The organism is Paraburkholderia sp. MM6662-R1, assembly GCF_050436245.1.
Lineage (GTDB): Bacteria > Pseudomonadota > Gammaproteobacteria > Burkholderiales > Burkholderiaceae > Paraburkholderia > Paraburkholderia tuberum.
Map to the genome: position 1 here is coordinate 589,725 of NZ_JBNDLV010000001.1, position 25,676 is coordinate 615,400.

Below are 25,676 nucleotides of genomic sequence, written 5' to 3' on the forward strand. Positions count from 1 at the left end.
TTAATCGGCAATTGATTGCGCCTGTTCGTCGATCCAGATCAACGCGGCCATGCGACCGGTCTCGCGATCACGGCGATACGAATAAAAACGCTCGCGCAACGTGACCGTGCACAGATCGCCGCCGCTGATGCGCGTAAGGCCGAGCCGCTGCAGGCGCAGGCGCGCCAGCGCCGGCAGATCGGCGAGATATTTGCCGGCATTCGCGGGATGCGCGACGAACGCCTGCGCGGTCGCGTCGCGTTGTGCATCGTCGGCACCGGTCATGAAGGCGTCACGCACGTCTGCGCCGACTTCGAATGCGGTGGGCCCGATCGACGGCCCGAGGTACGCATGCAGCGCGTTCGCCCGCACACCCGCCAGCGCCGCGACCCGCGCGGCGGTCTGCTCGACGATGCCCGCCGCGAGTCCGCGCCACCCGGCATGCGCGGCGCCGACCGCGCGCCCCGCTTCGTCGCACAACAGCACCGGCATGCAATCGGCGACCATGACGACGCACGCGATGCCCGCGCCATCGGTGACGCTCGCGTCGGCGCGCGCCGGCGCACCATGCTCGCGCGCGTGCGCGATCGCATCCTCGGCGCGGACGATGCCGGCGCCATGGATCTGTTCGAGCCACGCGGCCTCGCGAACACCGGCAAGCGCGACGAGCCGTGCGCGATTGCTCGCGACCGCGGCGGGATCGTCGCCGGTCTTCATGCCCAGATTCAGCCCGCCGGGCTGGTCGGCGCCGTCGCGCCAGCGGCCGAACGGCGCGTTGCTGACGCCGCCGTCGCGGGTGGTCACGAGCGCGCGCACGCGCGGCGACACGTTCCATGCGGGTTGCACGACATCGGCAAAACCCAGCTCCGGGAGATTGGTGCTCATGCGTGATCGTCCTCGTCGTGGTCGCTGTCTTCATCGTACGCGCCGTCGTCGACCGATGCATCGTAGTCCTCATCCTCGCCATACGCATCGTCGAACTCGCCCGCGTCGTCGCGACCCAGACCGAGCGCGGCCGACAACGCCTCGATGTCGGCCGGCACCTCGGCGCGCCATTGCATCGAGCGGCCGGTCTTCGGATGAATCAGGCCGAGCCGCCACGCGTGCAGCGCCTGGCGCGCGAAGCCGTCTGGCAGCGGCGTGACCGAGCGCTTGCCGCGCGCGCGTCCGTACACGGGATCGCCGAGCAACGGATGACCGATGTGCGCGCAATGCACGCGAATCTGATGCGTGCGCCCCGTCTCCAGATCGCAGTGAATCGCCGTGACCGGCTGACGCTGCCAGATCGCCGAGGCCACGCGCCGGAAATGCGTGCGCGCCGGCTTGCCGGCCGCGCCCGTCACCACGGCCATGCGCGTGCGCTCGCGCGGATCGCGGCCGATCGGCGCGTCGATCGTGCCTTTGTCGGGCAGGTTGCCCCACACGAGCGCGAGGTAGCGGCGCTTGACCGTGCGCGCCTGCAACTGGCGCACGAGGTCGGTCTGCGCCTCGAGCGTGCGCGCGACCACCATCAGCCCCGAGGTCTCCTTGTCGAGCCGATGCACGATGCCCGCGCGCGGCAGACCCGCCGCGGACTCGCCATAGCGGTAGAGCAGCCCGTTCAGCACGGTGCCGCTCCAGTTGCCAGCCGCCGGATGCACGACCATGCCGGCCGGCTTGTTGATGACGACGAGCGTGTCGTCCTCGTAGACGATGTCGAGCGGCACCGGCTCGGGCGTGAAGGCGAGCTGCTCGGGCAGCAGATCGGGCACGAGCTCGATCGTCGCGCCAAGCGGCACCGGCTGGCGGATCTTCGCCGCCTTTCCGTCGACGCGCACCCGCTGCGCCTCGATCCAGCTTTGCAGACGGCTGCGCGAGAACTCCGGGAATACTTTGGCGAGCACCTTGTCGAGGCGCTCGCCGGCCAGTTCGTCGGGTACCACGACGCTGCGCGGCGCTTCGTCGGCCGCGCGCACGGGCACGGGTGCCGCCGCGGCCGCAGAGCCTTGCGGGCTGCTTGCGGCGAGCGCGTCGCCGGACAAATCGTCGTCGAGGGAATCGACGCCCAACGCGTCGGCCGGGTCGGCGCTTACGCTATAATCTTTGTTGCTATTCCCGGCGCCTGCGGCGCCTGGAGTATTTGAGCGGGTCATTGAATCTGGGTCACCTGGACGTAAAGCTAGACTGGAAAATGCGAGCCTTGAACACCATCACTGAAGCGGCGATCAATTTGGCGGCCATCAAGAAGGCGGCCCGGAAAGTGGCCGGATACATTGCGTGCGCCGCGGCCGTCGTCGCTGTTGCGGCTTGCCACGGCCTGCCGGAGAAGACCGACGAAACGGCAGCGTGGAACAACAACAAATTATATACGGAGGCGAACGACGCCCTGACCGGTGGTGACTGGGGCAAGTGCGCGAAGTATTTCGAGCTGCTCGAGGGCCGCGACCCGTTCGGCCACTTCGCCCAGCAGGCGCAGATCAACGTCGCGTACTGCAACTGGAAAGACAACGAAAACGCCGCCGCCGACCAGGCCATCGACCGCTTCATCCAGCTGCACCCGGATCATCCGGACATCGCCTACGCGTATTACCTGAAGGGCATGATCCACTTCAACGACGACCTCGGTCTGTTCGGCCGCTTCTCGGGCCAGGATATGAGCGAGCGCGATCCGAAGTCGCTGCGCGAGTCGTATGACGCGTTCAAGGTCGTGGTGGACCGTTTCCCGAACAGCAAGTACGCGGCGGACGCCGCGCAGCGCATGCGCTACATCGTGAATGCGCTCGCATCGCACGAAGTCCACGCCGCGGACTACTACTATCGCCGCGGCGCCTATGTCGCCGCCATCAACCGTGCGCAGCTCGCATTGCGCGAGTACAAGAACGCGCCGGCCATCGAAGACGCGCTGCACATCATGATCCTGTCGTACGAGAAGCTGAACAACCAGCAACTCGCCGACGACACTCGTCGCGTGCTGGCCGGCACCTTCCCCGACAGCCCGTACGTGACCGGCCACGCACGGCCCGGCACGGCGAAGTCGTGGTGGCAGTTCTGAGCCCTCACGCGCCGACGGCACACTGACCTTCGTCTAAAAACGAAAACGCCACGACCTCGGTCGTGGCGTTTTCGTTTATGCGCGCCGCGAGACTCAATCGCGCTCGAACAGCGCAATCGATTCCACGTGCGACGTATGCGGGAACATATTGACGACGCCCGCGCCCACCAGCCGATAGCCGGCCTCATGCACGAGCAGCCCGGCATCGCGCGCGAGCGTGGCCGGCGCGCACGACACATAGACGATGCGCGTCGGCAGCGGCCCGTTGCCGCTCTGCGCGATCTCCGCGAGCGCCTTCGCGATCGCGAGTGCGCCTTCGCGCGGCGGATCGACGAGGAACTTGTCGAACTGGCCGAGCGCGCGCAAGTCGTCGGCGGTGACTTCGAACAGGTTGCGGCACGCGAACGACGTATGCCCGGCGACGCCATTCAGCTCCGCATTCGCGAGCGCGCGCTGGGTCAGCACTTCGCTACCCTCGATGCCGACCACTTCCCGCGAGATTCGCGCGAGCGGCAGCGTGAAGTTGCCGATCCCGCAGAACAGGTCGAGCACGCGGTCGGTGCGTGCCGGCGCCAGCAGGCGCAGCGCGCGGCTCACCAGCACGCGGTTGATCGCGTGATTGACCTGGGTGAAATCAGTTGGCTTGAACGGCATACGGATGCCGTATTCGGGCAGCGTGTAGTCGAGCTGCACGTCGAGAGGATAAAGCGGCGTGACCGTGTCGGGACCGCCCGGCTGGATCCAGAACTGCACCTTGTGCTCGTCCGCGAACTCGCGCAGCACCTGCTCGTCCCCGGCCGTCAGCGGTTCGAGGTTGCGCACGACGAGCGCCGTGACCGACGAGCCGACCGCGAGCTCGAGCTGCGGCATGCGGTCGTAGATAGACAGCTTGCGGACCATGAAACGCAGCGGCATCAGCATCGCCGACACATGCGGCGGCAGCACCTCGCAGGTCTTCATGTCGGCGATATAGCTGCTCTTCTTCTCGTGAAAGCCGATGCGCATGCCGCCGCGCTCCGGCAGGTAGCGCACCGCGAGCCGCGCGCGATAGCGATAACCCCAGGACGGCCCGTGAATCGGCCGGAACACCGTTTCGGGGCGCAGCTTCGCCAGATGCTGCAGGCTGTCCTCGAGCACGCGCTGCTTGACCGCCACCTGCGCGCGCATGTCGAGATGCTGCATCGAGCAGCCGCCGCAGATGTTGAAGTACGTGCATTTCGGCGTCGTGCGGATCACGCTTTCGCGGAACACCTGGACGACTTCGGCCTGCTCGAATTTCGGCTTGCTGCGATGCGTCGAATAACTGACGAGTTCACCCGGCAGCGCGCCTTCGACGAACACGACCTTGCCCGGCGTGCCGTCTTCGCTCGTGGTGCGGCCCACGCCGCGCGCTTCCATATCGAGCGAAACGATTTCGATCAGCGGTTCGTTGCCGGTAATGACGGGCGCCGGCGCCGGGGCGTGCGCCCTGGCATGCTTCGATGAGCGCCGCGGCGAGCGACGTTGGGGGGCAGTTCGGGACACCTGCGGACTTCCTGACAAACTATGGGGGAAAGGCGAGATTGTAGACGAAGCGCCGGGCTTGCCTGCGATGCGGTGCGGACCACACGCGGAGCGAGTGCGGATCGCGGCCCGGATTGCGGCTCCCCGGCGCAGGCTCTGCTCGCGCGCGCTTACTGCTCGAACGCCGCCAGATACTCGGCCCACTGCGGCGCGCCTTCCAGCGCGAGCGCGTTCTTCACGAGGTTGATCTCGTCAGCATACTCCGACGGCGAAAAGCCACCGCGCATCAGTTGGAAGCGGCAATACAGCAGGTACGTATTGACGACGTCGGTCTCGCAGTAATTGCGGATTTCCTCGATACGCCCTTGCTGGAACGCCTGCCACACCTGACTGCCGTCCATGCCCATCTTGCCCGGAAAGCCGCACATCTTCGCGAGCGCGTCGAGCGGCGCGTTCGCGCGCGCCTGGTACATCGCGAGCACGTCCATCAGATCGGTGTGTCGCGCGTGGTAGCGGCTGATGTAGTTGTTCCACTTGAAGTCGCGGTCGTCCTCGCCGAGATCCCAGAACCGGTAGGCGGGGATGCCGTTGACGAGCGCGCGGTAGTTGAGCACCGGCAGATCGAAACCGCCGCCGTTCCACGACACGAGTTGCGGCGTGTACTTTTCGATCACGCGATAGAACGACTGCACGAGCGTCGCCTCGCCGTCCTCGGGCGTACCGAGCGAGCGCACGCGAAAACCGTTGTTGTCGCGGAACACGCAGGAAATCGCCGCGACCCGCTGGAGGTGATGCGGCAGAAAATCGCTGCCAGTTTTTTCGCGGCGTGCGGCGAACGCGTGCTCGGCGACGTCGGCGTCGCTCATCGACGCGGGCAAATCTTCAAGCCGGCGGATGCCGGCGACATCGGGAATCGTCTCGATGTCGAAAACAAGAATCGGTGTCATCAGGTCAGAGAACGGCGTCTTTGCGGACACCGTTTGAGGCAAAGAAGCGCTTCAGTCGCACCAACGCTTCCTGTTGGATCTGGCGCACACGCTCGCGCGTGAGGCCCATTTCGTCGGCCAGCTCCTCGAGCGTGGCGGGCTCGATGTGATTCAGACCGAAGCGCCGCTCGATCACATGGCGGTGCTTGTCCGACAAACGCGCGAGCCATGCGCGTGTCAGTGTTTCGAGCTCGCGATGCTGCACTTCGGCGTCTGGCGACTGGCTCTGGTCGTCCGACAGCAGATCGAGCAGGCTGCTCGCCGGATCGAGATCGAGCGGCGCATCGAGCGAGGCGGTGTGCTCGTTCAGCGCGAGGATGTCGGTGACTTCGTCGGTGGTCTTGCCGGTCAGATAAGCGATGTCGTCGATGCTCGCGTCGCGGCGCTCGGCCGCCTCCCCCGAATTCATCGAGTTCTTTTCCAGATGGCGCTTCGCGCGCAACACCTGGTTGAGCTCACGAATCACATGCACGGGCAATCGCACCGTACGCGCCTGGTTCATGATCGCGCGCTCGATGCTCTGACGGATCCACCACGTCGCGTAGGTCGAGAAACGGAAGCCGCGCGTCGGATCGAATTTTTCGATTGCGTGCATGAGGCCGAGGTTGCCCTCCTCGATCAGATCGAGCAGCGGCACGCCGCGATTCAGATAACCCTTGGCAATGCTGACGACCAGCCGCAGATTGCGCTCGATCATCACCTGCCGCGCTTCGAACTCGCCGGCCTTGGCAAGGCGCGAATATTTCTGCTCTTCCTCGACGGTGAGCAACGGCTTCACGCTGATGCGATTCAGATAATGCTGGATCGTGTCGGCCGTGAGTTCGGCCTGCAGCAGTGCGCGGAAATCGTCGGCGTCGGGCGGCGCCTCGCCGGTGGTTTCGCGCGCGTCAGCGCTCTCGCTTTCGTCGAGGCCGCTCTGGCGTTCGTCGGGATCGCGCTCCTCCGCGACCTCTTCTTCCACTTCCGAAGCGCCGCTTTCGTCCACTGCGGCAGACGTGACTTCGCTGATCGTCTCAGACTCGGCTTGCGGCGGGCGGCGCTTCGATTTCGGCATGGTCGTATCGCTTATTGCGGCGGCAAATACTTCAGTGGGTCGACTGGTTTACCCTGTCGGCGAACTTCGAAATGCAACATCACACGGTCGGAATCGCTATTGCCCATCTCTGCGATCTTCTGCCCCTTCGTAACCGCGTCCCCCTCTTTTACCATCAAAGCGCGGTTGTGTGCATACGCGGTGAGATAAGTTGCATCATGCTTGATGATAATGAGATTGCCGTAACCACGCAGCCCATTTCCGGCATAGACGACGCGACCATCGGCTGACGCTTTAACCGGCTCGCCCGCGGAGCCGCCGATATTGACGCCCTTGTTGGTCGAGTCGTTGAACGTGTTGAGCAGCGGACCGCGCACCGGCCATGCAAATGCTACGTTGCCTGCCGCGGCGCTGCCGACGTCGGCGCTCGCCGCAGAGGGATTGGCCGGAGGCGCAGCTACCGCACCATTCGCGGGCGTACCGTTCGTCGCGCCGCCGTAGAGCGGCGGCATCGCGGCGCCTACCACGGCCGGCGCGTTGTTGTTCAGCGGTGCGCTTTGCACCGCGCCCGTGCTGCCGATCGGCGCGGTCGACACGCCCGGCGTCATGGCCGCGGTATTCGCGCCCGGCGGCACGACGCGCAGCAGCTGGTCGACTTCGATCTGATTCGGGTTGGTCAGGTTGTTCCACGTCGAGATGTCGCGGTAATTCTGGCCGTTTTCGAGCGCAATGCGGTACAGCGTATCGCCCGGCTTCACGCGATAGTAGCCGGGCGGCGGCGGGCCGAGCGGCACCGCCGGTTGCGCCGCGCCCTGCGCGGTGGCGAGCGTGCCGCCGCCGGAGCGGTCGACGACGGGCGCCTGGTCGAGCCGGGATGCACAGGCCGTCATCAACAGGGACAAGGCGAGCACGCACACGCTGCGCTGGGTTACGGTCAGGGGGGTATTCGGGGTGGTTCTCTGCATCGCGCGCAACATACTCATCGGTGTCAAATCACTCCGGATTTTAAGGGTACAAAGAAAACGCGATCAAGCCGCGACTCGCGCCATTGCGCGGGGCCGAGGCGCTCGATCAGCGTCAGCACCTGGCTCTGTCCTTCCTGCGAGCCGACCGGCGCAACCAGACGTCCGCCGATCGCAAGCTGCTCGAGCAACGCCTGCGGCACGTCGAGCCCGGCCGCCGCGATCACGATCGCGTCGAACGGGGCCGCCGACGGCAAACCGAGCCGCCCGTCGCCGTAATGCAGCCGGATATTCGGAATGCGCAGCGGACGCAGATTCGTCTTCGCGCGCTCGGACAGCGGCTTGATGCGTTCGATCGAATAAACCTCGCGTGCGACCTGGCTCAGCACCGCCGCCTGATAGCCGCAACCGGTGCCGATTTCGAGCACCGTGTTCAGCGCGCGCCCGGCCGCCGCGAGTTCGATCATTCGCGCAACCACCGACGGCTTCGAGATAGTCTGGTGATGACCGATCGGCAGCGCGGCATCTTCGTACGCCTGGGCCGCAAGACCCGGATCGACGAACATGTGGCGCGGCACCGCCGCCATCGCGTTCAGCACACGCTGATCGCTGACGCCATTGGCTCGCACGCGTTCGACCATGCGTTCGCGAACCCGTTCCGAGGTCAGCGCCAAGGCGTTGTTCATCGCGCCGCTGGTCGCGCCGCCGAATGCGCCGCTCATTGCACCGGCCAACGCGGCGTTCGGCGCGGGTTTCGCGCTTTGCTGCAGTTGCGACTGGAGTGGCGATGGCGTCGCGCGTGCGCTGTGGCCAGACGCATGCGCCGAGTTTTTGCCTGGCTTGACCGACGACTTTGGTGCTTGCTTGACAGGCTGCCCCGCCAATGCACCAGCCAACGAGTTCGCCGTTGTCTTTGCGACTGGCGCGGCCTGCGGCTTTGGCGGCATCGCACCGGTCGCCGCCGTTGACATACCGAACGAAGCGCTTTGCGTCTTCGCCTGGGGAATCACCTGGGGTCGCGTCGCCGGCGTAGATTGCGCAGCAACTGAGGTCCTCGCTTGCGCCCGTGCGGCCGCGCCGCCCTGCGTCGGTTTCGCCGACTGCTGCCGTGCGTTCAACGCCGCGCTCGCCGCGAGCGCCGCCGCGCGCATCTCACCCGGACGTCCCTCGGGCCGGCGCGGTTCGCGCACCAGGTCCTCGAGACCTAACGGAAAGCGCTTCGCGCGCTCGCCGGTCATGAACTGCCGCTCCCGGCGCGCAGCCAGTCGCGCGCCGCAGGCAGCATTTGCGTGTAGGTCAGATCGAGCTGCAGCGGCGTGATCGACACGGCGCCGTTGGCCACCGCATGGAAGTCCGTGCCTTCGCTCGCGTCGCGCGCCTGGCCCGAGGCGCCGATCCAATAGATCGGTTCGCCGCGCGGATTGGTCTGGCGGATCACCGGCTGCGACGGATGACGTTTGCCGAGTCGCGTGATCTGCCAGCCGCGCAGTTCGTCATACGGCAGGTTAGGGATATTGACGTTCAGCAGCGGATGTCCCGGCAACGGCCGCGCGAGATAATGCGCGACGATTTCGGCGGCAACGCGGGCCGCGTCTTCGAGATGCGCCCAGTCCTTGTCGACGAGCGAGAACGCGATGGCCGGCACCCCGAACATGATGCCTTCGGTGGCGGCTGCGACGGTGCCGGAATACAGCGTGTCGTCGCCCATGTTCTGGCCGTTGTTGATACCCGACACGACCAGGTCCGGTGTATGGTCGAGCATGCCGGTCAGTGCGATGTGCACCGAGTCGGTCGGCGTGCCGTTCACGTAGTAGAAACCGTTCGCCGAACGCAGGACCGACAGCGGCCGCCACAGCGTCAGGGAATTCGACGCGGCGCTGCAGTTCTGTTCGGGAGCCATCACGGTGACGTTGGCGATCGGCTTCAGCGCTTCGTAAAGCGCGGCGAGGCCCGGCGCCAGATAACCGTCGTCGTTGCTGAGTAGGATTCGCATGCGCCGATTGTAACCGAGGAAAGATGGCACGCGAACGACATGGACGGCGTGTCTGCGTGGCGTGCACAAGCGTCGTGCGAGCCAGTGTTTTCCAGTTGCGCGGATGCTCGTATCGAACGCAAAGATGCTGCTTCGCACTGAACGCGCGGCCGTGCGCGCCCGTCGATGAATCGGCATCCTGTGCGTACTTCGCGCTGTGCAATGCAATACGGCTTGCGCGAGAAGCGCGCGCGACGCATCGAAAGCGCGCTGCACGTCGTAACCCGCAGCGCAATAAATCGCACGGTCGTGCGCTTTGTTTTACACTCGAAAACAGTGCCAACCCTGAACGATACGGAGACACGATGCGCGCGATTCGCTGCAAGCAGTACGGGCCGCCCGAGAGCCTGGTCGTCGACAACCTGGCGGATCTCGAAGCGCCGCCTGGCCACGTCGTGATCGACGTGAAGGCCGCGGCCGTCAATTTTCCCGACGTGCTGATCATCGAGAACAAATACCAGTTCAAGCCGCCGCTGCCGTTCACGCCCGGTTCGGAAGCCGCGGGCATCGTGCGCGCGGTGGGCGAAGGCGTCACGCAGTTCAAGCCTGGTTCGCGCGTGGCCGCGTTCACCGGCTCCGGCGGTTTTGCCGAGCAGGCGCTTGCGCCCGCCGCGGCCTGCGTGCCGCTCGACGATGACGTGTCGTTCGAACTCGCGGCCGCGTTCACGCTCGCGTATGGCACCTCGCATCACGCGGTGGTCGATCGCGGCGCGCTGCAGCCGGGCGAGACGATGCTCGTGCTCGGCGCGGCCGGCGGAGTCGGGCTGGCGGCGGTCGAAATCGGCAAGGCGCTCGGCGCGCGCGTGATCGCGGCGGCATCGAGCGACGAAAAGCTCGCGACCTGCGTGAAGCACGGCGCGGACGCGACGATCAACTACAACACCGAGGATCTGCGCGAGCGCATCAAGGCGCTCACCGACGGCAAAGGTCCGGACGTGATCTACGACCCGGTCGGCGGCGTGTATGCGGAGCCGGCGTTTCGCAGCATCGGCTGGAGGGGGCGTTATCTGGTGGTCGGCTTTGCGAATGGCGAGATTCCAAGGCTGCCGCTGAACCTGATGTTGCTCAAGGGCGCAAGCGTGGTCGGCGTGTTCTGGGGCGACTTCGCAAAGCGTGAGCCGCAGCGCAATCGCGCGGCATTCGAGCAGATGACCGGCTGGATTCGTGAAGGCAAGCTCAAGCCCTACGTGTCGGCCCGCTACTCGCTCGACGACACCGGCCGCGCGTTGCGCGACATGGCCGAGCGCCGCGTGATCGGCAAGGTGGTCATCACGCCGTAGCACAACCCATAAAGCAGCATCAAAAACGGCGCGGCGGCCGACTGCGATTTCGGCCGCCGCGCCGCTTGCGATCCAGGTTCACAACTTCTCTGTATCCCCGGTGCGCGGCTGCCACTTCATCAAACGCCGCTCCGCGGTCCCGACGATCGCATCGAGAATCAGCGCGAACGCGGTCAACACCAGAATCCCCGCGAACACCGTGTTGATATCGAAGGTGCCCTCGGCCTGCAGGATCAGATAGCCGACGCCGCGCGCCGAGCCCAGATACTCGCCCACCACCGAGCCGACGAACGCAAGCCCCACCGACGTATGCAGGCTCGAAAACACCCAGCTCATCGCGCTCGGCAGATAGACAAAACGCAGCAGCTGTTTGCGGTTCGCGCCGAGCATGCGCGCGTTCGCGAGCACGACCGGGCTCACTTCCTTCACGCCCTGGTAGACGTTGAAGAACACGATGAAGAACACCAGCGTGACGCCGAGCGCGACCTTCGACCAGATGCCGAGGCCGAACCATACGCCGAAGATCGGCGCGAGAATCACGCGCGGCATCGAGTTCGCGGCCTTCACGTACGGATCGAACAGCGCGCTCGCGGTCGGCGCGAGCGCGAGCCACAGGCCGACGCCGAGCCCGATCATGGTGCCAAAGACGAACGCGAGCACGGTCTCGACGAGCGTGATCCACAGATGCAGATAGATCTCGCCGCCCGTGAACCATTCCCAGATCCGCTGCAGTACTTTCTGCGGCTCGCCAAAGAAAAACGCCGCCTTGTTCGGATCGTCGAAATAGAACGGCGGTATCAGCGTCGGGCTCGTCAGCACGTACCACAGCACGAAGCACAGCACGAGCAGCAGCCACTGCCAGATCACCAGATTCGCCCGGCTCGGGCGCAACGTCTTCCACATAAGTTGGTTTGCCTTGGACGATTATTGAACACGTCTTCTTTTCGATGCGCAGGCGGGCATGCGCGGCACATTTAAACAGCGGTCAGTTGCTGCTGATAACCCTTGAGCACCTCGTCGCGCAGCACTCCCCAGAGCTGCGCATGCAACTCGACGAAGCGCGGATGCGAACGGATTTCGGCGACATCGCGCGGCCGCGGCAGATCGATCCGGAACTCGCCGATCGGATGCGTCGCAGGCCCGGCCGACAGTACCACCACGCGGTCCGACATCGCGATCGCTTCGTCGAGATCGTGCGTAATGAACAGCACGGCCTTGCGCTTCGCGGCCCAGAGATCGAGCAGCTCGTTTTCCATCAACTGCCGCGTTTGAATATCCAGCGCGGAAAACGGCTCGTCCATGAGGATGATGTCGGGGTCGAGGATCAGCGTCTGCGCCATCGCGACGCGCTTGCGCATGCCGCCCGACAGCTGATGCGGATAGCGGTCGCCGAAGCCGCCGAGACCGACACGCTTCAACCACTCTTCGGCCTTCGCGCGCGCTTCCGAGGCCGGCACGCGGTGAAACGACAGGCCGGCCATCACGTTGTCGAGCGCCGAGCGCCACGGCATCAGCGCATCTGCCTGGAACATATAGCCCGCACGGCGATTCAGGCCACTGAGCTGTTCGCCGAACACGCTGACGCCGCCCGCCGACGGCTGGAGCAGCCCCGCGCCGATGTTCAGCAGCGTGGACTTGCCGCAGCCAGTCGGCCCGACGACCGACACGAATTCGCCGGGCTCGATGCGCAGCGTCGTGTCCTTAACTGCCGTGTAGCGCTGTGCGCGGTTGTCACGCGCGGCGAACGTGCAGGTGATGTTTTCGAGCGCCAGGGCAGCAACGGTCATCGTACGGCTCGCTTCGGGAATCGGGTTAGCGGGGAGTTGTCGCGGCGACGCTGGGGCGACGGCTGTGGACGCGGCGAATCGCCCTGTCCACGTCCCATTCGATGCGCCTGTGCGCGCGCCGCGTCGTTTATGCCTTGACGGTCGCGAGCGCCTTCTTCACGAAGTCGTTGGTCCACGTCTTCGACAGATCGATCTGCGCGTTCTGGATCACCGGATCGAACGCTTTCAGCGTCTTCAGCGACGTCGCGGGACCGTCGGCGGGCATCAGGCCGTCGGGCGACATCGCTTCGCGCACGTGCTGCCACGCGTCGAGATAGAGCGCGCGGTCGCCGAGCAGATAGCTCTCCGGCACCGTGTTGATCAGTTCGCTGCCGCTCGCGTTCTGCAGCCACTTGAGCGCGCGCACCATCGCATTGGTCAGCGCCTGCGTGGTGTTCGGGTTCTTCGTGATGAACGACTGCGATGCGTACAGGCAGCCCGCCGGCATGTCGCCGCCGAACACGATGTGCGTATCGGTGAGCGTGCGGGTATCCGACACGACGCGCACGTCGCCGGCGCGCTCGAGGCGCGTGACGACCGGATCGAGATTGGCGATCGCGTCGATCTGCCCGGACTGCAGCGCGGCGATCGCGCCGGCACCGGCGCCCACGCCGATGAACGCGACGTCCTTCGGACTGAGCCCCGCTTTCGCGAGGACGAAGCTCGCCATGATCGACGTCGACGAACCCGGCGCGGTCACGCCGATCTTCTTGCCCTTCAGATCGGCGATCGACTTGTAGTTCGGCATCGTCTTCTTCGACACCGCGAGCACGATCTGCGGCGCGCGGCCCTGCAGCACGAATTCGCGGAACATCTGCTTTTTCGCCTGCAACAGCAGCGTGTGTTCGAACGCGCCGGAGACCACGTCGGCGCTTCCGCCGACTGCCGCCTTCAACGCCTGCGAACCGCCCGCGAAGTCGGAAATCTCGACTTCGAGCCCCTCGTCCTTGAAGTAGTTGCGGCGCTCGGCGATCGTCAGCGGCAGGTAGTAGAACAGGTTCTTGCCGCCGACCGCGATGGCGACCTTGGTGGTCTCGGGCTTGCCCTGCGCGAAAGCGAACGGCGTGGCCGCGAGCGAGGCGCCCGCGAGCGCCGCACCGCCGGCGAGGAAGGTTCTGCGTTGCATGGTCCGTTGTCTCCAGATTTTTTGTAGTCCGGCTTTTTGACCGCCCGTGCGCGCGTGGCGCAAGCGCTTGGCCACGGTGTGGGGCTGCCGGTCGCAAGGCGCGAATCGTGCGTCAGCGCCGCGCTTTACGCGCCTTTCTCTATGCGTTGCGCTGTGCGCATCAGACGATCTGTTGCGCCCGCAACCGCGCGATGCCGTCAGCATCATAACCTAGCGATTGCAGGACTTCATCGGTATGTTCACCCAGTTCTGGCCCCAGCCAGCGCGTCTCACCGGGCGTCGCCGACAGCTTCGGCGTAACCGCGGGCAGCGTGATTTCCTTGCCGTCCTGCCATTTGAACCGCTGGATCATCTGCCGCGCGATGAACTGCGGATCGGTGAACATATCGGCGACGCTGTAGATGCGGCCCACCGGCACGTCGGCCGCATTCAGCACCGCGAGCGCTTCGTCGATCGTGCGCGTGGACAGCCACGCGCCGATCGCGGCGTCGATTTCCTGCGTGCGCAGCACGCGGCCATCGTTATGCGCGAGCGCCGGATCGTTGGCGAGATCGTCGCGTTCGATCGCGATCATCAGGCGCCTGAAGATCGGATCGCTATTGCCGCCGATCACGATGCTGCCGTCGCGGCACGGATACGTATTCGACGGCACGATGCCCGGCAGAGACGCGCCGGTACGCTCGCGCACCATGCCGTAGACGCCGTATTCGGGCACCACGCTTTCCATCATGTTGAAGACGGCCTCGTACAGCGCGACGTCGACCACCTGCCCCTTGCCGCCGTTCACCTGCTTGTGATGCAGCGCCATCAGCGCGCCGATCACACCGTGCAGCGCGGCGATCGAATCGCCGATCGAAATGCCGATGCGCGGCGGCGGCAGATCCGGATAGCCGGTGATATGGCGCAGACCGCCCATCGACTCGGCGATCGCGCCGAAGCCGGGCCGGTCGCGATACGGGCCCGTCTGGCCGTAGCCCGACAGACGCACCATCACGAGGCCGGGGTTCTCGGCGGACAGCACGTCGTAGCCGAGCCCGAGCTTTTCGAGCAGACCGGGCCGGAAATTCTCGACGACGATATCGGCCTCTTTCGCGAGGCGCCGCACGATCTCCTTGCCCTCTTCGGCTTTCAGGTTGATCGTGACGGACTTCTTGTTGCGCGCCTGCACGGCCCACCACAGCGACGTACCGCCGACTTCCGGGTACAGCTTGCGCCATTTGCGCAGCGGGTCGCCGCCTTTGGGGTCTTCGATCTTGACGACGTCGGCGCCGAACTCGCCGAGAAAACGCGCGGCGAACGGCCCGGCAATCAGCGTGCCGAGTTCCAGCACCTTGACGCCGGCGAGCGGACCGCACGCGTCATGCGGTGCGGCGCTCGCGCCTGATTCGGGGGTGGCGCTCATGAGTCTCCTTGGTTCTGCATCGTTGTGTACCCGGTCTGTCTGGTTTGCAACGACTTGCGACGATGCGTGCCTGGACGGATATGGCGGCGGCCAACGAAAGCCGCGTGGCTACATCGAACGACGGTCGAGCATCGCGCGCGCGATCGTGCCCGCGTCGACATACTCGAGCTCGCCGCCCACCGGCACGCCGCGCGCGAGACGCGTCACGGCAAGGCCGCGCGCCTTCAGCGTCTGTCCGAGGTAATGCGCGGTGGCCTCACCCTCGTTGGTGAAATTGGTGGCCAGCACGACTTCCTTGACGACGCCATCCGACGCGCGCTTCACGAGCCGGTCGAAATGGATTTCCTTCGGGCCGATGCCGTCGAGCGGACTCAACCGCCCCATCAGCACGAAATAGAGGCCGCGATAGGTCATCGTCTGTTCGAGCATGATCTGGTCGGCCGGCGTTTCGACGACGCACAGCAGCGACGGATCGCGCTCCTCATCGAGGCAGACCTCGCAGATCTGCGCTTCGGTAAATGTGTTGCACTTTTCGCAGTGACGCAGATGCTCGGTCGCGAACAACAGCGAGCGCCCGAGCTTTTCGGCGCCTTCGCGATCGTGCTGCATCAGGTGATACGCCATGCGCTGCGCGGACTTCGGCCCGACACCGGGCAGCGCGCGCAGCGCTTCGACGAGCGCCGACAGGGCGGAAGGTTGTTTCATGCGGATCGGCGTCGACGTGGGTGGTGCTCGGGTGGGCGAATCGGGATGCGGGGGTGTTGCTCGAACCGGGCCGCGTTTTCACGCCGTGACGACGCTTTCACGCGCGGCTGCAGGTTCGATGTTTCCAGCCTGCACGCGGCGCGCGGCGGCGAGCGTCTGCGTTCGCACCGCGGCAATCAACCGCCGCGGCGCTCACCCGCTTCAGCCCGTTCTCAATCAGAACAGGTTCAGAACGGCAGCTTGAAACCCGGCGGCAGCGGCAGGCCGGCGGTCATGCCGCCCATCTTTTCCTGCGCGGTCGCCTCGGCCTTGCGCACGGCGTCGTTGAACGCGGCGGCGACGAGATCTTCCAGCATGTCCTTGTCGTCGGCGAGCAGGCTCGGGTCGATCGACACGCGGCGCACGTCGTTCTTGCAGGTCATCGTCACCTTGACGAGACCGGCACCCGACTGCCCCTCGACTTCGATCTGCGCGAGTTGCTCCTGCATCTTCTTCATGTTTTCCTGCATCTGCTGGGCTTGCTTCATCAGCCCGGCGAGTTGGCCTTTCATCATGGACGTGCTCCTTCTAGATAGCGTGGAATCTGGCATTCCGGCGCCGCGCCGCGACGACGCCGCGAACGATGGATCAGTGGGCCGGCGACGCGCCGTTCGGGGCGGCGTCCGGGGTAATCGGGCGGATCGAGCCCGGCACGATGCTCGCGCCGAACTCGCGAATCAGCGACTGCACAAACGGATCGGCGCTGATCTCGCGCTCGGCTTCCTGCTGGCGCTGCGCGCGCAGCTTCGCGTCGTGCGCGGCGGCGGTACGGCGCGCCGGGCCGACTTCGACCTGCACGTCGACGTTCTGGCCGAGCCGCTCGACGAGCGCTGCCTTCAGTTTAGCGACCTGTGAGGCTTCTGCGTATTGCGGCACCGGCACGTTGAGCTTCAGCGTGCTGCCGTCGAGCGCCATCAGTTCGCTGTTGAACGCAAGCTGATACGAGATGCCCTTCAGCGGCAGATCAACGGCGAGCGCCGGCCAGTCGCCGGTGAAACCTAGCGGATCGAGCGGCACGGCAGGCGGCAGCGGGCGCGTATCGGCGAGCGGCGCCGGCGCGGCCGCGCCGTCCATGCGGACGTCGTCGGGGCCGCGGTCGAATACCGGCACGAAGTCGTCGTCTGGCGGAATGAAGTACGCGTCGTCCGCGGCCGACAACGGCAGGTAGTCGTCGGGTGGCATGTCGTCCCATGGTGGGATCGACGGGCTGTTCTGCTGCGCGTTGCTGCTCGCGCCGCTGTTTGCGTCGCGAGCGGGCGCAGCCTGTACGGCGGTGTCCTGCGACACACGGCGTGACGCACCGGGCGTCGGCACCGGCACAACCACACGCGGCGCGGCGGGTTTCGGTGCGGCCGGCTTCGGTGCGGGGGGTGCGGCCGGCTTCGCGGACACTTCCGTGTTAGCGCGGCCACGGTCGGACGATACTTTCATGCCGGCGTTGCGCAGCACGTCGAGCGCGGCGCTGGCGCCGCCCGCGCGGCGCGGCACGGAGTCGGCTGCGGCCGCCGGTGCCGCCGTTGAAGCGGGCGCCGCCAATTCCGGCCGCGCTTCCGGTTCCGGTGACGTGGCCTCTTCCGCGCGACCAGGCGCGGCAGTTGCAAGCGCGCTCGGTGCGGACGAAGGTGCGATGTCGGAAACTTCGTTCGAGACCGGCGCGCTCGAGCTGGCGATCGTGGCGACGGCATTCGCGGGCGCGTCTTCCCACGGCGCCAGCGGGGCTGCCGCATTGGCAGGCGCGTCTGTCACGCGGGCGACTTCGGCGTTGGGCGATTGCGGTGCTTCTTCAGATTGCGCGGAGTCGGCTGCGGGCTTCGCGATCGGCTTTGCAGTCGGCGCGGTCGATTTCATCGCGTCGCCCTGCTCCTCGCCGGCAACGCCTACCTGAGGTCCGCGAACGGGCGCAGCAGCTGCCATGGCCGTCGCGGACGACGGTGACAGCGCGCGCAGCGCGGCAACCGTCGGTGCACCCGAGCGCTGCGCACCGGCGCCGGCGCCGCCTGCACCGCTCTGCGTGCCAGCGGCTCCCGCCGCTCCGCCACCGCCGCCTGTCGGCGCCGGCTCGAACGCGAGCATGCGCAGCAGCGTCATCGTGAAGCCCGCGTATTCGTCGGGCGCGAGGCCCAGTTCGCTTCGGCCGATCGTCGCGATCTGATAGAACAGTTGCACCTGCTCGGCGCTCAACGCGTCGGCGAAACGGCGCAAGTCGGCCGCCTCCGGCCATTCGTCGAGCACCGACGAAGGCGCGAACTGCGCCCACGCGATCCGATGCAGCAGGCTCGCCAGGTCTTGCAGCGCCGTCGAGAACGACAGGCTGCGCAAGGCCATCTCGTCGGCGACCGCCAGCACCGCCGCGCCGTCGCCCTGCGCGAGCGCGTCGAGCAGGCGGATCAGATAGCTTTGGTCGAGCGCGCCGAGCATGCCGCGCACCGCGTCTTCACTGACCTGGTTCGCCGAATAGGCGATCGCCTGATCGGTCAGCGATAGCGCGTCGCGCATCGAACCGTCGGCCGCGCGCGCGAGCAGGCGCAACGCCTGCGCCTCGTGAGGCACGCTCTCTTCGCCGAGAATGCGTTCGAGATGCGACACGATATGGCCGGCCGGCATCTGCTTCAGATTGAACTGCAGACAGCGCGACAGCACGGTGACCGGAATCTTCTGCGGGTCGGTGGTCGCGAGGATGAACTTGACGTGCGGCGGCGGCTCTTCGAGCGTCTTCAGCATCGCGTTGAACGCGTGGTTCGTCAGCATGTGCACTTCGTCGATCATGTAGACCTTGAAGCGCGCATCGACGGGCGCGTACACTGCGCGCTCGAGCAGCGCGGCCATTTCATCGACGCCACGATTACTCGCTGCGTCCATTTCGACGTAATCGACAAAGCGCCCTTCGTCGATCTCGCGACACGCACGGCATACGCCGCACGGCGTCGACGTCACGCCGGTCTCGCAATTGAGCGCCTTCGCGAAGATGCGCGACAGCGTGGTCTTGCCGACGCCGCGCGTACCTGTAAACAAATAGGCATGGTGCAGACGGCCGCCGTCGAGCGCATGGGTGAGCGCGCGCACCACGTGCTCCTGTCCGACGAGCGAAGCGAAATCCTTCGGCCGCCATTTGCGTGCGAGAACTTGATAGGTCATCCGGAAATTGTATCAGTAACAATGGCGCGCAAAACCGATTCGGGAAGACGCGTGAAATGCGCGAAACGGCCACGACGACGCTCCATCCGAAGACGGCGAACGATCAATACAAAAGCTGGGAATGACTGGGGAGAAACTGCGCAGAAGCCGTGAGAACGGTCGCGGAGAAAAAAGCAAGGAAAGGTGACGAGCCCGACCCTCGGCACTGGTGGAAAACGGCTGTGGCTGCTTCGTTCCCGACCTGACCAGGTTGACCATCCCTCCATGCGAGGAGGCCCGTCACGAAGGATTCTATCATTGCCGCGCGCATTGTGCGACTGTTGACATGAGCAAAACGCGAACGACGCTCCGCTTCGAACGGCTTCGCGCGGTTTGCGGCCGCTTTCTGCACGCCGCCAGACGCCCTCCCGGCCACCGCGGCGACGCCCGCCACGCGCGGCACTTGAGTTCGCCGCGCGCGACTCCATTTAGATTGCAACGCGGTCGCCGTGAGCCGCAGAAACCGGTCGACGCTGCGGCGGCGGCCTATTAGCCCCACTGCTTTGATGAGTACTATCGCCATCGGCAACGCATAGCGAATTAAGCTACACTGCCAGTTGAAAGACCCGCATACGCGACTCTTTCCGCGCATTGCGTGAAAATCCGGCGTTTTTTCAGACGGTTTTTCTGATTTTCACAGGCATGCGCGGCGAGGCTCCGGATGCGGCAAAGCGAACGGAAGTTTTCCCAGTTTTGACGTATCGTGGCGAGCAATTCAGGCGGGCCTCGAACCGAGAGAGGTATTCATAAATGAGCGAACAAATCAAGCATATTAGCGACGCATCGTTCGAACAGGACGTCGTGAAATCCGATAAACCCGTGCTGCTCGATTTCTGGGCCGAATGGTGCGGTCCGTGCAAGATGATCGCGCCGATCCTCGACGAGGTCGCGAAGGACTACGCCGATCGCCTGCAAGTCGCGAAGATCAATGTCGACGAGCATCAGTCCACGCCGGTCAAGTTTGGCGTGCGCGGCATCCCAACATTGATCCTGTTCAAGAATGGCGCCGTTGCCGCTCAGAAGGTCGGAGCTCTGTCGAAGTCGCAACTCACCGCGTTCCTCGACGGCAACCTGTAAAGCAAGCAGTACGCCGCGGCGCTCGCGGGTCCATCGCGCGCCGCAGGCAGTTGGAGAATCGGGCGCATCGGGTGAGCAAACCGCCGCGCCCGCCGGTCAAGCGTGTTGTCAGTCGGCAACACGCTTTGCAACAAAGATGCCACGCTGCCGCACTGGCTTAAATTGGCGTGTGCTATGCTAGAATCCACAAAACGTCGAAAAGACGTGTAAGTCTTTGAGCGGTTCCGCTCACCCTCCTCCCAGATTTCATTTCGTCGCACCTTCTCCTGCGGGTTCTCCGTATGCATTTATCCGAGCTTAAGACTCAGCACGTCTCCCAATTGATCGAGATGGCCAATGGCCTCGAGATCGAAAGCGCGAACCGCCTGCGCAAGCAGGAATTGATGTTCGCCATTCTAAAAAAACGAGCCAAAGCGGGCGACACGATCTTCGGCGACGGCACCCTCGAAGTGCTGCCGGACGGTTTCGGCTTCCTGCGTTCGCCGGAAACCTCCTACCTCGCCAGCACGGATGACATCTACATCAGCCCGTCGCAAATCCGCCGCTTCAATCTGCATACGGGCGACACGATCGAAGGCGAAGTGCGCACGCCGAAAGACGGCGAGCGCTATTTCGCGCTGGTGAAGGTGGACAAGGTCAACGGCCAGCCGCCGGAGGCCTCGAAGCACAAGATCATGTTCGAAAACCTGACGCCGCTGCACCCGAACAAGGTGCTGCTGCTCGAACGTGAAATGCGTGGCGAAGAGAATGTGACCGGCCGCATCATCGACATGATCGCGCCGATCGGCAAGGGCCAGCGCGGCCTGCTCGTCGCGTCGCCGAAGTCGGGCAAGACCGTGATGCTTCAGCACATCGCGCACGCGATCAAGCAGAACCATCCCGACGTCGTGCTGTTCGTGCTGCTGATCGACGAGCGTCCGGAGGAAGTGACGGAAATGCAGCGTTCGGTGGCCGGCGAAGTGATCGCCTCGACGTTCGACGAACCCGCCGCGCGTCACGTGCAGGTCGCCGAAATGGTGATCGAGAAGGCCAAGCGCCTCGTCGAAATGAAGAACGACGTCGTGATTCTGCTCGACTCGATCACGCGTCTCGCGCGCGCTTACAACACGGTGGTCCCGGCCTCGGGCAAGGTGCTGACGGGCGGTGTCGACGCGAACGCGCTGCAGCGCCCGAAGCGGTTCTTCGGCGCGGCGCGCAACATCGAGGAAGGCGGATCGCTGACCATCATCGGCACGGCGCTGATCGAAACCGGCAGCCGCATGGACGATGTGATCTACGAAGAGTTCAAGGGCACCGGCAACATGGAAGTGCACCTCGAGCGCCGTCTCGCCGAGAAGCGCGTCTACCCGTCAATCAACCTGAACAAGTCGGGCACGCGCCGCGAAGAGCTGCTGATCAAGCCCGAAGCGCTGCAGAAGATCTGGGTACTGCGCAAGTTCATTCACGACATGGACGAAGTCGAGTCGATGGAATTCCTGCTCGACAAGATCCGCCAGACGAAGAGCAATTCCGAGTTCTTCGACATGATGCGTCGTGGCGGCGGCAGCTAACGCGCGACGTTCGTGCCGGCCGTATTAGTCGGCAACTGCAACGCATGAAAAACCGCTCGCAAACTGCGAGCGGTTTTTTTTCGTCTATCGTCCGCAGAGACAATGCGCCGCGTTTTGCGAAGCTGCTGCCGCGCAAGAAGTGGATCATCGTGCCGGGCTTCGGGGCGGCCGCGTTCGCCGCCGGGTGGACGACACGCATGTCGCCGGACGTCGGCGAGGCGGCGCTCGCCCTGCCGCTGCTGCTGCGCGGCCTGCTGTTGCTGTTCATCGTGCCGCCGGTCGCGAATCTGACGTGCCGCATCTTCTTGATCGAGGAGGAGTTCACGCACGGCTACCGGCTGAAAAACATCGTCCGGCAGTTGACGCTCTCCTTCGCGACCGCCTCGGTGATCATCGTCGAGCGGCACCGGCTCGCGCTGCATCAAAGTCGCCTCGCGGAGTCCGTGAATCCGTACAATCCGGTCTACCAGAACACGCTCGCGATCGCGTCGATCAGCCGGTCGATTGCGCAGCAGGCCAGTTTGCTCGCGTCGCTCGACGGTTTCTATTTTCTGATCGGCGTCGCGATATGCGGCGGCCCGTTCGCCGCGTAGCAAAAACAGATCGACTGAAGGTGGGCTCCAAGCATGCTGTCGAAACTCACGAACTGGCTGGGCGCACGGCGTCGCGAGCGCGCGCTGCGAGACTACGCGATCGACGATTCCTTGTGGCAGGCGACACTCGCCGGCCTACCCTTTCTCACGCATCTGGAAGCGCCCGATCTCGCGCGGCTGCGCGAGATGACGACTCTCTTCCTCGCGCAGAAGGAGTTCTCGACCGCGCACGAGCTCGAGCTGACCGATGCGATGACGGTCGGCATCGCCGCGCAGGCGTGCCTGCCGGTGCTGAACCTGAGCCTCGATCTGTATCGCGGCTGGGTCGGCGTGATCGTCTATCCGGGCGAGTTCGTGATCCGCAAGACCGTTGAGGACGAAGATGGCGTCGTGCACGAAATCGAACACGACGCCAGCGGCGAGGCGTGGGAAGGCGGCCCGGTGGTGCTGTCGTGGGAAGACGCGCAGATGACCGATGGCAGCGACGCATACAACGTCGTGATCCACGAGTTCGCGCACAAAATCGACATGTTCAACGGCGAAGCGGATGGCCACCCGCCGCTGATGCGCCGCTGGCACGCGCCGCTCGATGCGCAGGCATGGGCCGATGTGTTCGACCATGCATACGATCACTTCTGTGCGAAAGTCGACGCGGTGCCCGAGCGACGCTGGGCGCGTTTCGAACGCGAGTCGCTGATCGATCCGTATGCGGCGGACCATCCGTCGGAATTTTTTGCCGTATGCAGCGAGGCGCTGTTCGTGCGGCCCCAAGCGTTCGAGGCGGAGTATCCGGAACTGTACCGACTGCTCGCGCGCTACTACCGGCAAGATCCAGCGCGCGTCGGTTTGACGTTCACGCCCATTTGAGACGCCGCGAATGTGGGCGCCGCTTGCGCCGCAAGAGAATCCGCTGGCAGAAAAATCGCCAAGCGACTGATTTTCTGCCATAATCGCGGTTTTTCGACCGTAGGCAAGTGGCTCGCGCCTGAAGGCAGTCCCATTCGAGGCTGCACGCGGGTTGGCTACCGCCAGATTAAAGGAAAGACCATGAAAGAAGGCATTCACCCGAATTACCGCGAAGTCCTGTTCGTCGACATGTCGAACGACTTCAGGTTCGTGACGCGCTCGACCATCCAGACGCGCGAAACCGCGGAATTCAACGGCAAGACCTACCCGCTCGCGAAGATCGAAGTGTCGTCGGAATCGCATCCGTTCTACACCGGCCAGCAAAAGATCATGGACACGGCCGGCCGCGTCGAGAAGTTCAACAAGAAGTTCGGCGCACGTGCTTCGGGCAAGGCAGTAAAGTAATACCGCAACGGTACCGGCTTCCGGCCGGCAACGGAGCAAACAGAAAGGGCAGCGCGAGCTGCCCTTTTTTGTCGCCTGCGCTTGTGCGCCCGCTGGTTCGCACGCCGCGCGAAGCCTTCAGCCGGAAGGAGCACGCCGCGCTTTCGCGACACTGTGTTACAGCTTGTGCATTGACGTTGCCGGGCGTTACCGGCCGTGACGTGCATCGCACGGCACGACTACAATGCCGGATGCTCGAAACGGGCCCTCGCGCCCTGACCTGCCGGGCCGCTCCGGCTGCATCGTTTATCCAGACTCCACACACCGCATGAGACCTGTCGTTCGCCTCACCGCCTCTGCGACCAGTGCGTTGCCGCGCTGGCTGCTGCTGGCCATCTGTATCGTCTACGCCTCGTTCGGCCTGTTCGGCCGCGATCCGTGGAAGAACGAGGACGCAGCCGGCTTTGGTGTGATGTGGACGATGGCGAACGGCGGAGCGCACGATTGGCTGCTGCCGAATCTGGTCGGCAAATATCTGACCGAGGACGGCCCGCTCGGCTACTGGCTCGGCGCGAGCGCGATCCGCGTCCTCGCACCGTGGGTCGACGCGAGCAACGCGTCGCGCGTGTTCACGGGCCTGCTGTTCTGCGCGGGCTGTGCGTTCGTCTGGTACGCGGCGTATCTGCTCGGCCGGCGTCCCGAAGTGCAGCCATTCAAATATGCGTTCGGCGGCGAGCCGGAACCGCGCGACTATGGCCGCACGCTCGCCGATGGCGCACTGCTGATCCTGCTCGCGTGCTTCGGCCTCGCCGAGCGCGGTCACGAGACCACGCCGCAGCTCGCGCAGTTCGTCTGCATCGCGATGCTCGTGTACGGCCTCGTGCGCATGATCGACAAGCCGATTCAGGGCGCGCTGATCTGGGGTCTCGCGATTGGCCTCGTCACACTCGCGAGCAGCCCGGTGCTGGTCGGCGCGCTGCTGCTCGGCACGCTCGCGATGACGCTGATCGTACGCGAAACGCGATTGCGCTGGCTGCTGCTTGCGGGTCTGCCCGTGGCGCTCGTGCTCGCGGTGTCGTGGCCGATCATCGCGCTCTCCGCGTTCCCGGACGACGCTGCCTGGTATCTGAACCAGTGGCTGCACGTGAGCCTGAGTTCGTTCGCGGGCCCGCCCGGCTCGGTCGCCGCGTATGCGCTGAAAAACCTGCCGCTCTTCACGTGGCCCGCCTGGCCACTCGCGCTGTGGTCGTGGTTCAGCTGGCAGGGACTGCGGCGCGCGCCGCACGTGGCGATTCCGCTGTCGGTGATCGGGCCGCTGTTCGTGCTCGTCGTGCTGCAAAGCCATCAGTCGAACCGACTCTACATGCTGCTCCTCCCGCCGCTCGCGGTACTCGCCACTTTCGCGCTGCCGACGCTCAAGCGCGGCGCGATCAACGCGATCGACTGGTTCGCGCTGCTGAGCTTCACGATCCTCGGCAGCTTCGTATGGCTCGTGTATGTGGCAGGCCTGACGGGCTTCCCGCATCCGCTCGCGCGCAATCTCGCGCGACTCGCGCCCGGCTTCGTGCCGCAGTTCAAGATTCTGTCGTTCGTGTGCGCGGTCGCGGTGACCGTGTGCTGGTTCCTGCTGGTGCGCTGGCGCCTCGCGCGTCATCCGAAGGTGCTGTGGCGCAGCGTCGTGCTGTCGAGCGCCGGCACCACGCTGATGTGGGTGTTGCTGATGACGCTGTGGCTGCCGGTCGTCAACTACAGCCGGACCTATCGCGACGTCGCGCAGCAGATCGCCGCCCATTTGCCCGATGACTACACGTGCATCGCGCCGGTGCGCCTAGGCAATGCGCAGATCGCGACATTCGCGTATTTCGGCGACATGCATTTCTCGTTCGACCAGGACTGCGACGTGATCCTGCGTCAGGACTCGCAGGACTACGGCAACCCGAGCGCGATGCCCGACTACGTCTGGAAGCTCGTGTGGGAAGGCCGCCGCGCCGCTGACCGCGACGAGCGCTTCCGCCTGTACGTGCGCATCGACCGTCCCAAGCCGCCGCCCGCCAAGCGCCGCAACTGGCACAAGAAGCGCGACTGACC

At 65.1% G+C, this 25,676-nt stretch carries 22 protein-coding genes, 1 other RNA gene and 1 pseudogene; 8 read left to right on the forward strand and 16 right to left on the reverse strand.

Features of this window, described 5'->3' with window-relative positions; genetic code table 11:
* Together pgeF and OKW39_RS02715 are read right to left on the reverse strand one after the other, a co-directional pair.
* Nucleotides 1-864, reverse strand: a complete 864-nt coding sequence (gene pgeF / locus OKW39_RS02710) for a peptidoglycan editing factor PgeF (protein ID WP_429361325.1) — start codon at nt 862-864, stop codon at nt 1-3.
* A complete protein-coding gene (locus OKW39_RS02715; protein WP_429561996.1) occupies nt 861-2,111 on the reverse strand; it encodes an RluA family pseudouridine synthase in 1,251 nt (416 codons plus the stop codon). The genes pgeF and OKW39_RS02715 overlap by 4 nt, the downstream gene beginning before the upstream one ends.
* 38 nt (nt 2,112-2,149) lie before the next feature.
* On the opposite strand from OKW39_RS02715, the gene OKW39_RS02720 reads away from it, so the two are divergent.
* Nucleotides 2,150-3,010 (forward strand): outer membrane protein assembly factor BamD, encoded by an 861-nt coding sequence (locus OKW39_RS02720; protein WP_090804648.1) that lies wholly within the window; start codon nt 2,150-2,152, stop codon nt 3,008-3,010.
* Between the two features lie 93 nt (nt 3,011-3,103).
* On the opposite strand, the gene rlmD is transcribed toward OKW39_RS02720, so the two are convergent.
* The 6 genes from rlmD to surE all read right to left on the reverse strand — a co-directional run bounded on the left by rlmD (nt 3,104) and on the right by surE (nt 9,487).
* The gene (gene rlmD / locus OKW39_RS02725) at nt 3,104-4,534 is read right to left on the reverse strand and encodes a 23S rRNA (uracil(1939)-C(5))-methyltransferase RlmD (RefSeq protein WP_090804646.1); all 1,431 of its coding nucleotides are present in this window, start codon (nt 4,532-4,534) and stop codon (nt 3,104-3,106) included.
* Nucleotides 4,535-4,683: 149 nt separating this feature from the next.
* Entirely contained in the window at nt 4,684-5,460 is a 777-nt protein-coding gene (locus tag OKW39_RS02730; protein WP_429336387.1) for a 3'-5' exonuclease, read from the reverse strand.
* A 4-nt stretch (nt 5,461-5,464) separates the two neighbouring features.
* Nucleotides 5,465-6,553: an RNA polymerase sigma factor RpoS gene (rpoS, locus tag OKW39_RS02735; RefSeq protein WP_429336386.1), complete on the reverse strand. Its 1,089-nt coding sequence runs from the start codon at nt 6,551-6,553 to the stop codon at nt 5,465-5,467.
* 11 nt (nt 6,554-6,564) lie between these two features.
* Nucleotides 6,565-7,515 (reverse strand): peptidoglycan DD-metalloendopeptidase family protein, encoded by a 951-nt coding sequence (locus tag OKW39_RS02740; protein WP_090804640.1) that lies wholly within the window; start codon nt 7,513-7,515, stop codon nt 6,565-6,567.
* Nucleotides 7,516-7,520: 5 nt separating this feature from the next.
* Nucleotides 7,521-8,732 (reverse strand): protein-L-isoaspartate(D-aspartate) O-methyltransferase, encoded by a 1,212-nt coding sequence (locus tag OKW39_RS02745; protein ID WP_429561997.1) that lies wholly within the window; start codon nt 8,730-8,732, stop codon nt 7,521-7,523.
* Entirely contained in the window at nt 8,729-9,487 is a 759-nt protein-coding gene (gene surE / locus OKW39_RS02750; RefSeq protein WP_184063695.1) for a 5'/3'-nucleotidase SurE, read from the reverse strand. Before surE ends, OKW39_RS02745 begins: the two co-directional genes overlap by 4 nt.
* Nucleotides 9,488-9,831: 344 nt before the next feature.
* Here surE and OKW39_RS02755 point away from each other — a divergent pair, with 344 nt between their 5' ends.
* Nucleotides 9,832-10,806, forward strand: a complete 975-nt coding sequence (locus OKW39_RS02755; RefSeq protein ID WP_090804634.1) for an NADPH:quinone oxidoreductase family protein — start codon at nt 9,832-9,834, stop codon at nt 10,804-10,806.
* Nucleotides 10,807-10,884: 78 nt separating this feature from the next.
* Here the strand turns inward: OKW39_RS02755 and OKW39_RS02760 are convergent, their stop codons facing one another.
* From OKW39_RS02760 to ffs, 8 genes are all read right to left on the reverse strand, one after another.
* Complete coding sequence (locus tag OKW39_RS02760; RefSeq protein ID WP_429361331.1) at nt 10,885-11,709, reverse strand: ABC transporter permease; 825 nt, start codon at nt 11,707-11,709, stop codon at nt 10,885-10,887.
* A 71-nt stretch (nt 11,710-11,780) separates the two neighbouring features.
* On the reverse strand, nt 11,781-12,593 hold the full coding sequence (locus tag OKW39_RS02765; RefSeq protein ID WP_184064908.1) for an ABC transporter ATP-binding protein: 813 nt from the start codon (nt 12,591-12,593) through the stop codon (nt 11,781-11,783).
* Between the two features lie 127 nt (nt 12,594-12,720).
* A complete protein-coding gene (locus OKW39_RS02770; protein WP_429561998.1) occupies nt 12,721-13,758 on the reverse strand; it encodes an ABC transporter substrate-binding protein in 1,038 nt (345 codons plus the stop codon).
* Between the two features lie 160 nt (nt 13,759-13,918).
* A complete protein-coding gene (locus tag OKW39_RS02775) occupies nt 13,919-15,160 on the reverse strand; it encodes a CaiB/BaiF CoA transferase family protein (RefSeq protein WP_184028952.1) in 1,242 nt (413 codons plus the stop codon).
* Between the two features lie 108 nt (nt 15,161-15,268).
* The gene (gene recR, locus OKW39_RS02780) at nt 15,269-15,865 is read right to left on the reverse strand and encodes a recombination mediator RecR (RefSeq protein ID WP_018418135.1); all 597 of its coding nucleotides are present in this window, start codon (nt 15,863-15,865) and stop codon (nt 15,269-15,271) included.
* Nucleotides 15,866-16,092: 227 nt separating this feature from the next.
* On the reverse strand, nt 16,093-16,419 hold the full coding sequence (locus tag OKW39_RS02785; protein ID WP_008923976.1) for a YbaB/EbfC family nucleoid-associated protein: 327 nt from the start codon (nt 16,417-16,419) through the stop codon (nt 16,093-16,095).
* Nucleotides 16,420-16,492: 73 nt separating this feature from the next.
* Nucleotides 16,493-19,039, reverse strand: a complete 2,547-nt coding sequence (locus tag OKW39_RS02790; RefSeq protein WP_429561999.1) for a DNA polymerase III subunit gamma/tau — start codon at nt 19,037-19,039, stop codon at nt 16,493-16,495.
* 182 nt (nt 19,040-19,221) lie between these two features.
* Nucleotides 19,222-19,320, reverse strand: an RNA gene (gene ffs, locus OKW39_RS02795) — signal recognition particle sRNA small type.
* A 508-nt stretch (nt 19,321-19,828) separates the two neighbouring features.
* Between ffs and trxA the strand changes: the two genes are divergently transcribed.
* From trxA to OKW39_RS02825, 6 genes and pseudogenes are all read left to right on the forward strand, one after another.
* On the forward strand, nt 19,829-20,155 hold the full coding sequence (gene trxA, locus OKW39_RS02800) for a thioredoxin TrxA (protein WP_013089343.1): 327 nt from the start codon (nt 19,829-19,831) through the stop codon (nt 20,153-20,155).
* A gap of 281 nt (nt 20,156-20,436) precedes the next feature.
* Entirely contained in the window at nt 20,437-21,705 is a 1,269-nt protein-coding gene (gene rho, locus OKW39_RS02805) for a transcription termination factor Rho (RefSeq protein ID WP_090804624.1), read from the forward strand.
* 110 nt (nt 21,706-21,815) lie between these two features.
* Nucleotides 21,816-22,298: pseudogene (locus OKW39_RS02810) on the forward strand (MFS transporter); the annotation flags it as partial.
* 33 nt (nt 22,299-22,331) lie between these two features.
* Nucleotides 22,332-23,165 carry a zinc-dependent peptidase gene (locus OKW39_RS02815; RefSeq protein WP_090804623.1) on the forward strand — a complete coding sequence of 278 codons (834 nt, stop codon included), beginning with the start codon at nt 22,332-22,334 and terminating at the stop codon, nt 23,163-23,165.
* Nucleotides 23,166-23,345: 180 nt separating this feature from the next.
* A complete protein-coding gene (locus OKW39_RS02820; protein ID WP_090804621.1) occupies nt 23,346-23,609 on the forward strand; it encodes a type B 50S ribosomal protein L31 in 264 nt (87 codons plus the stop codon).
* A 307-nt stretch (nt 23,610-23,916) separates the two neighbouring features.
* Nucleotides 23,917-25,674 carry an ArnT family glycosyltransferase gene (locus tag OKW39_RS02825; protein ID WP_429361333.1) on the forward strand — a complete coding sequence of 586 codons (1,758 nt, stop codon included), beginning with the start codon at nt 23,917-23,919 and terminating at the stop codon, nt 25,672-25,674.
* The last annotated feature ends 2 nt before the right edge of the window (nt 25,675-25,676 follow it).

Bases quoted from the DNA above. Each gene is read 5' to 3' on its own strand.
- OKW39_RS02785 (WP_008923976.1), bottom strand. From the start codon at position 16,419: ATGATGAAAGGCCAACTCGCCGGGCTGATGAAGCAAGCCCAGCAGATG.
- OKW39_RS02740 (WP_090804640.1), bottom strand. From the start codon at position 7,515: ATGAGTATGTTGCGCGCGATGCAGAGAACCACCCCGAATACCCCCCTG.
- OKW39_RS02770 (WP_429561998.1), bottom strand. From the start codon at position 13,758: ATGCAACGCAGAACCTTCCTCGCCGGCGGTGCGGCGCTCGCGGGCGCC.
- recR (WP_018418135.1), bottom strand. From the start codon at position 15,865: ATGAAACAACCTTCCGCCCTGTCGGCGCTCGTCGAAGCGCTGCGCGCG.
- OKW39_RS02730 (WP_429336387.1), bottom strand. From the start codon at position 5,460: ATGACACCGATTCTTGTTTTCGACATCGAGACGATTCCCGATGTCGCC.
- OKW39_RS02820 (WP_090804621.1), top strand. From the start codon at position 23,346: ATGAAAGAAGGCATTCACCCGAATTACCGCGAAGTCCTGTTCGTCGAC.
- OKW39_RS02825 (WP_429361333.1), top strand. From the start codon at position 23,917: ATGAGACCTGTCGTTCGCCTCACCGCCTCTGCGACCAGTGCGTTGCCG.
- OKW39_RS02775 (WP_184028952.1), bottom strand. From the start codon at position 15,160: ATGAGCGCCACCCCCGAATCAGGCGCGAGCGCCGCACCGCATGACGCG.
- OKW39_RS02790 (WP_429561999.1), bottom strand. From the start codon at position 19,039: ATGACCTATCAAGTTCTCGCACGCAAATGGCGGCCGAAGGATTTCGCT.
- trxA (WP_013089343.1), top strand. From the start codon at position 19,829: ATGAGCGAACAAATCAAGCATATTAGCGACGCATCGTTCGAACAGGAC.
- OKW39_RS02745 (WP_429561997.1), bottom strand. From the start codon at position 8,732: ATGACCGGCGAGCGCGCGAAGCGCTTTCCGTTAGGTCTCGAGGACCTG.
- OKW39_RS02720 (WP_090804648.1), top strand. From the start codon at position 2,150: ATGCGAGCCTTGAACACCATCACTGAAGCGGCGATCAATTTGGCGGCC.
- OKW39_RS02760 (WP_429361331.1), bottom strand. From the start codon at position 11,709: ATGTGGAAGACGTTGCGCCCGAGCCGGGCGAATCTGGTGATCTGGCAG.
- OKW39_RS02815 (WP_090804623.1), top strand. From the start codon at position 22,332: ATGCTGTCGAAACTCACGAACTGGCTGGGCGCACGGCGTCGCGAGCGC.
- surE (WP_184063695.1), bottom strand. From the start codon at position 9,487: ATGCGAATCCTACTCAGCAACGACGACGGTTATCTGGCGCCGGGCCTC.
- OKW39_RS02715 (WP_429561996.1), bottom strand. From the start codon at position 2,111: ATGACCCGCTCAAATACTCCAGGCGCCGCAGGCGCCGGGAATAGCAAC.
- pgeF (WP_429361325.1), bottom strand. From the start codon at position 864: ATGAGCACCAATCTCCCGGAGCTGGGTTTTGCCGATGTCGTGCAACCC.
- rho (WP_090804624.1), top strand. From the start codon at position 20,437: ATGCATTTATCCGAGCTTAAGACTCAGCACGTCTCCCAATTGATCGAG.
- rpoS (WP_429336386.1), bottom strand. From the start codon at position 6,553: ATGCCGAAATCGAAGCGCCGCCCGCCGCAAGCCGAGTCTGAGACGATC.
- OKW39_RS02765 (WP_184064908.1), bottom strand. From the start codon at position 12,593: ATGACCGTTGCTGCCCTGGCGCTCGAAAACATCACCTGCACGTTCGCC.
- OKW39_RS02755 (WP_090804634.1), top strand. From the start codon at position 9,832: ATGCGCGCGATTCGCTGCAAGCAGTACGGGCCGCCCGAGAGCCTGGTC.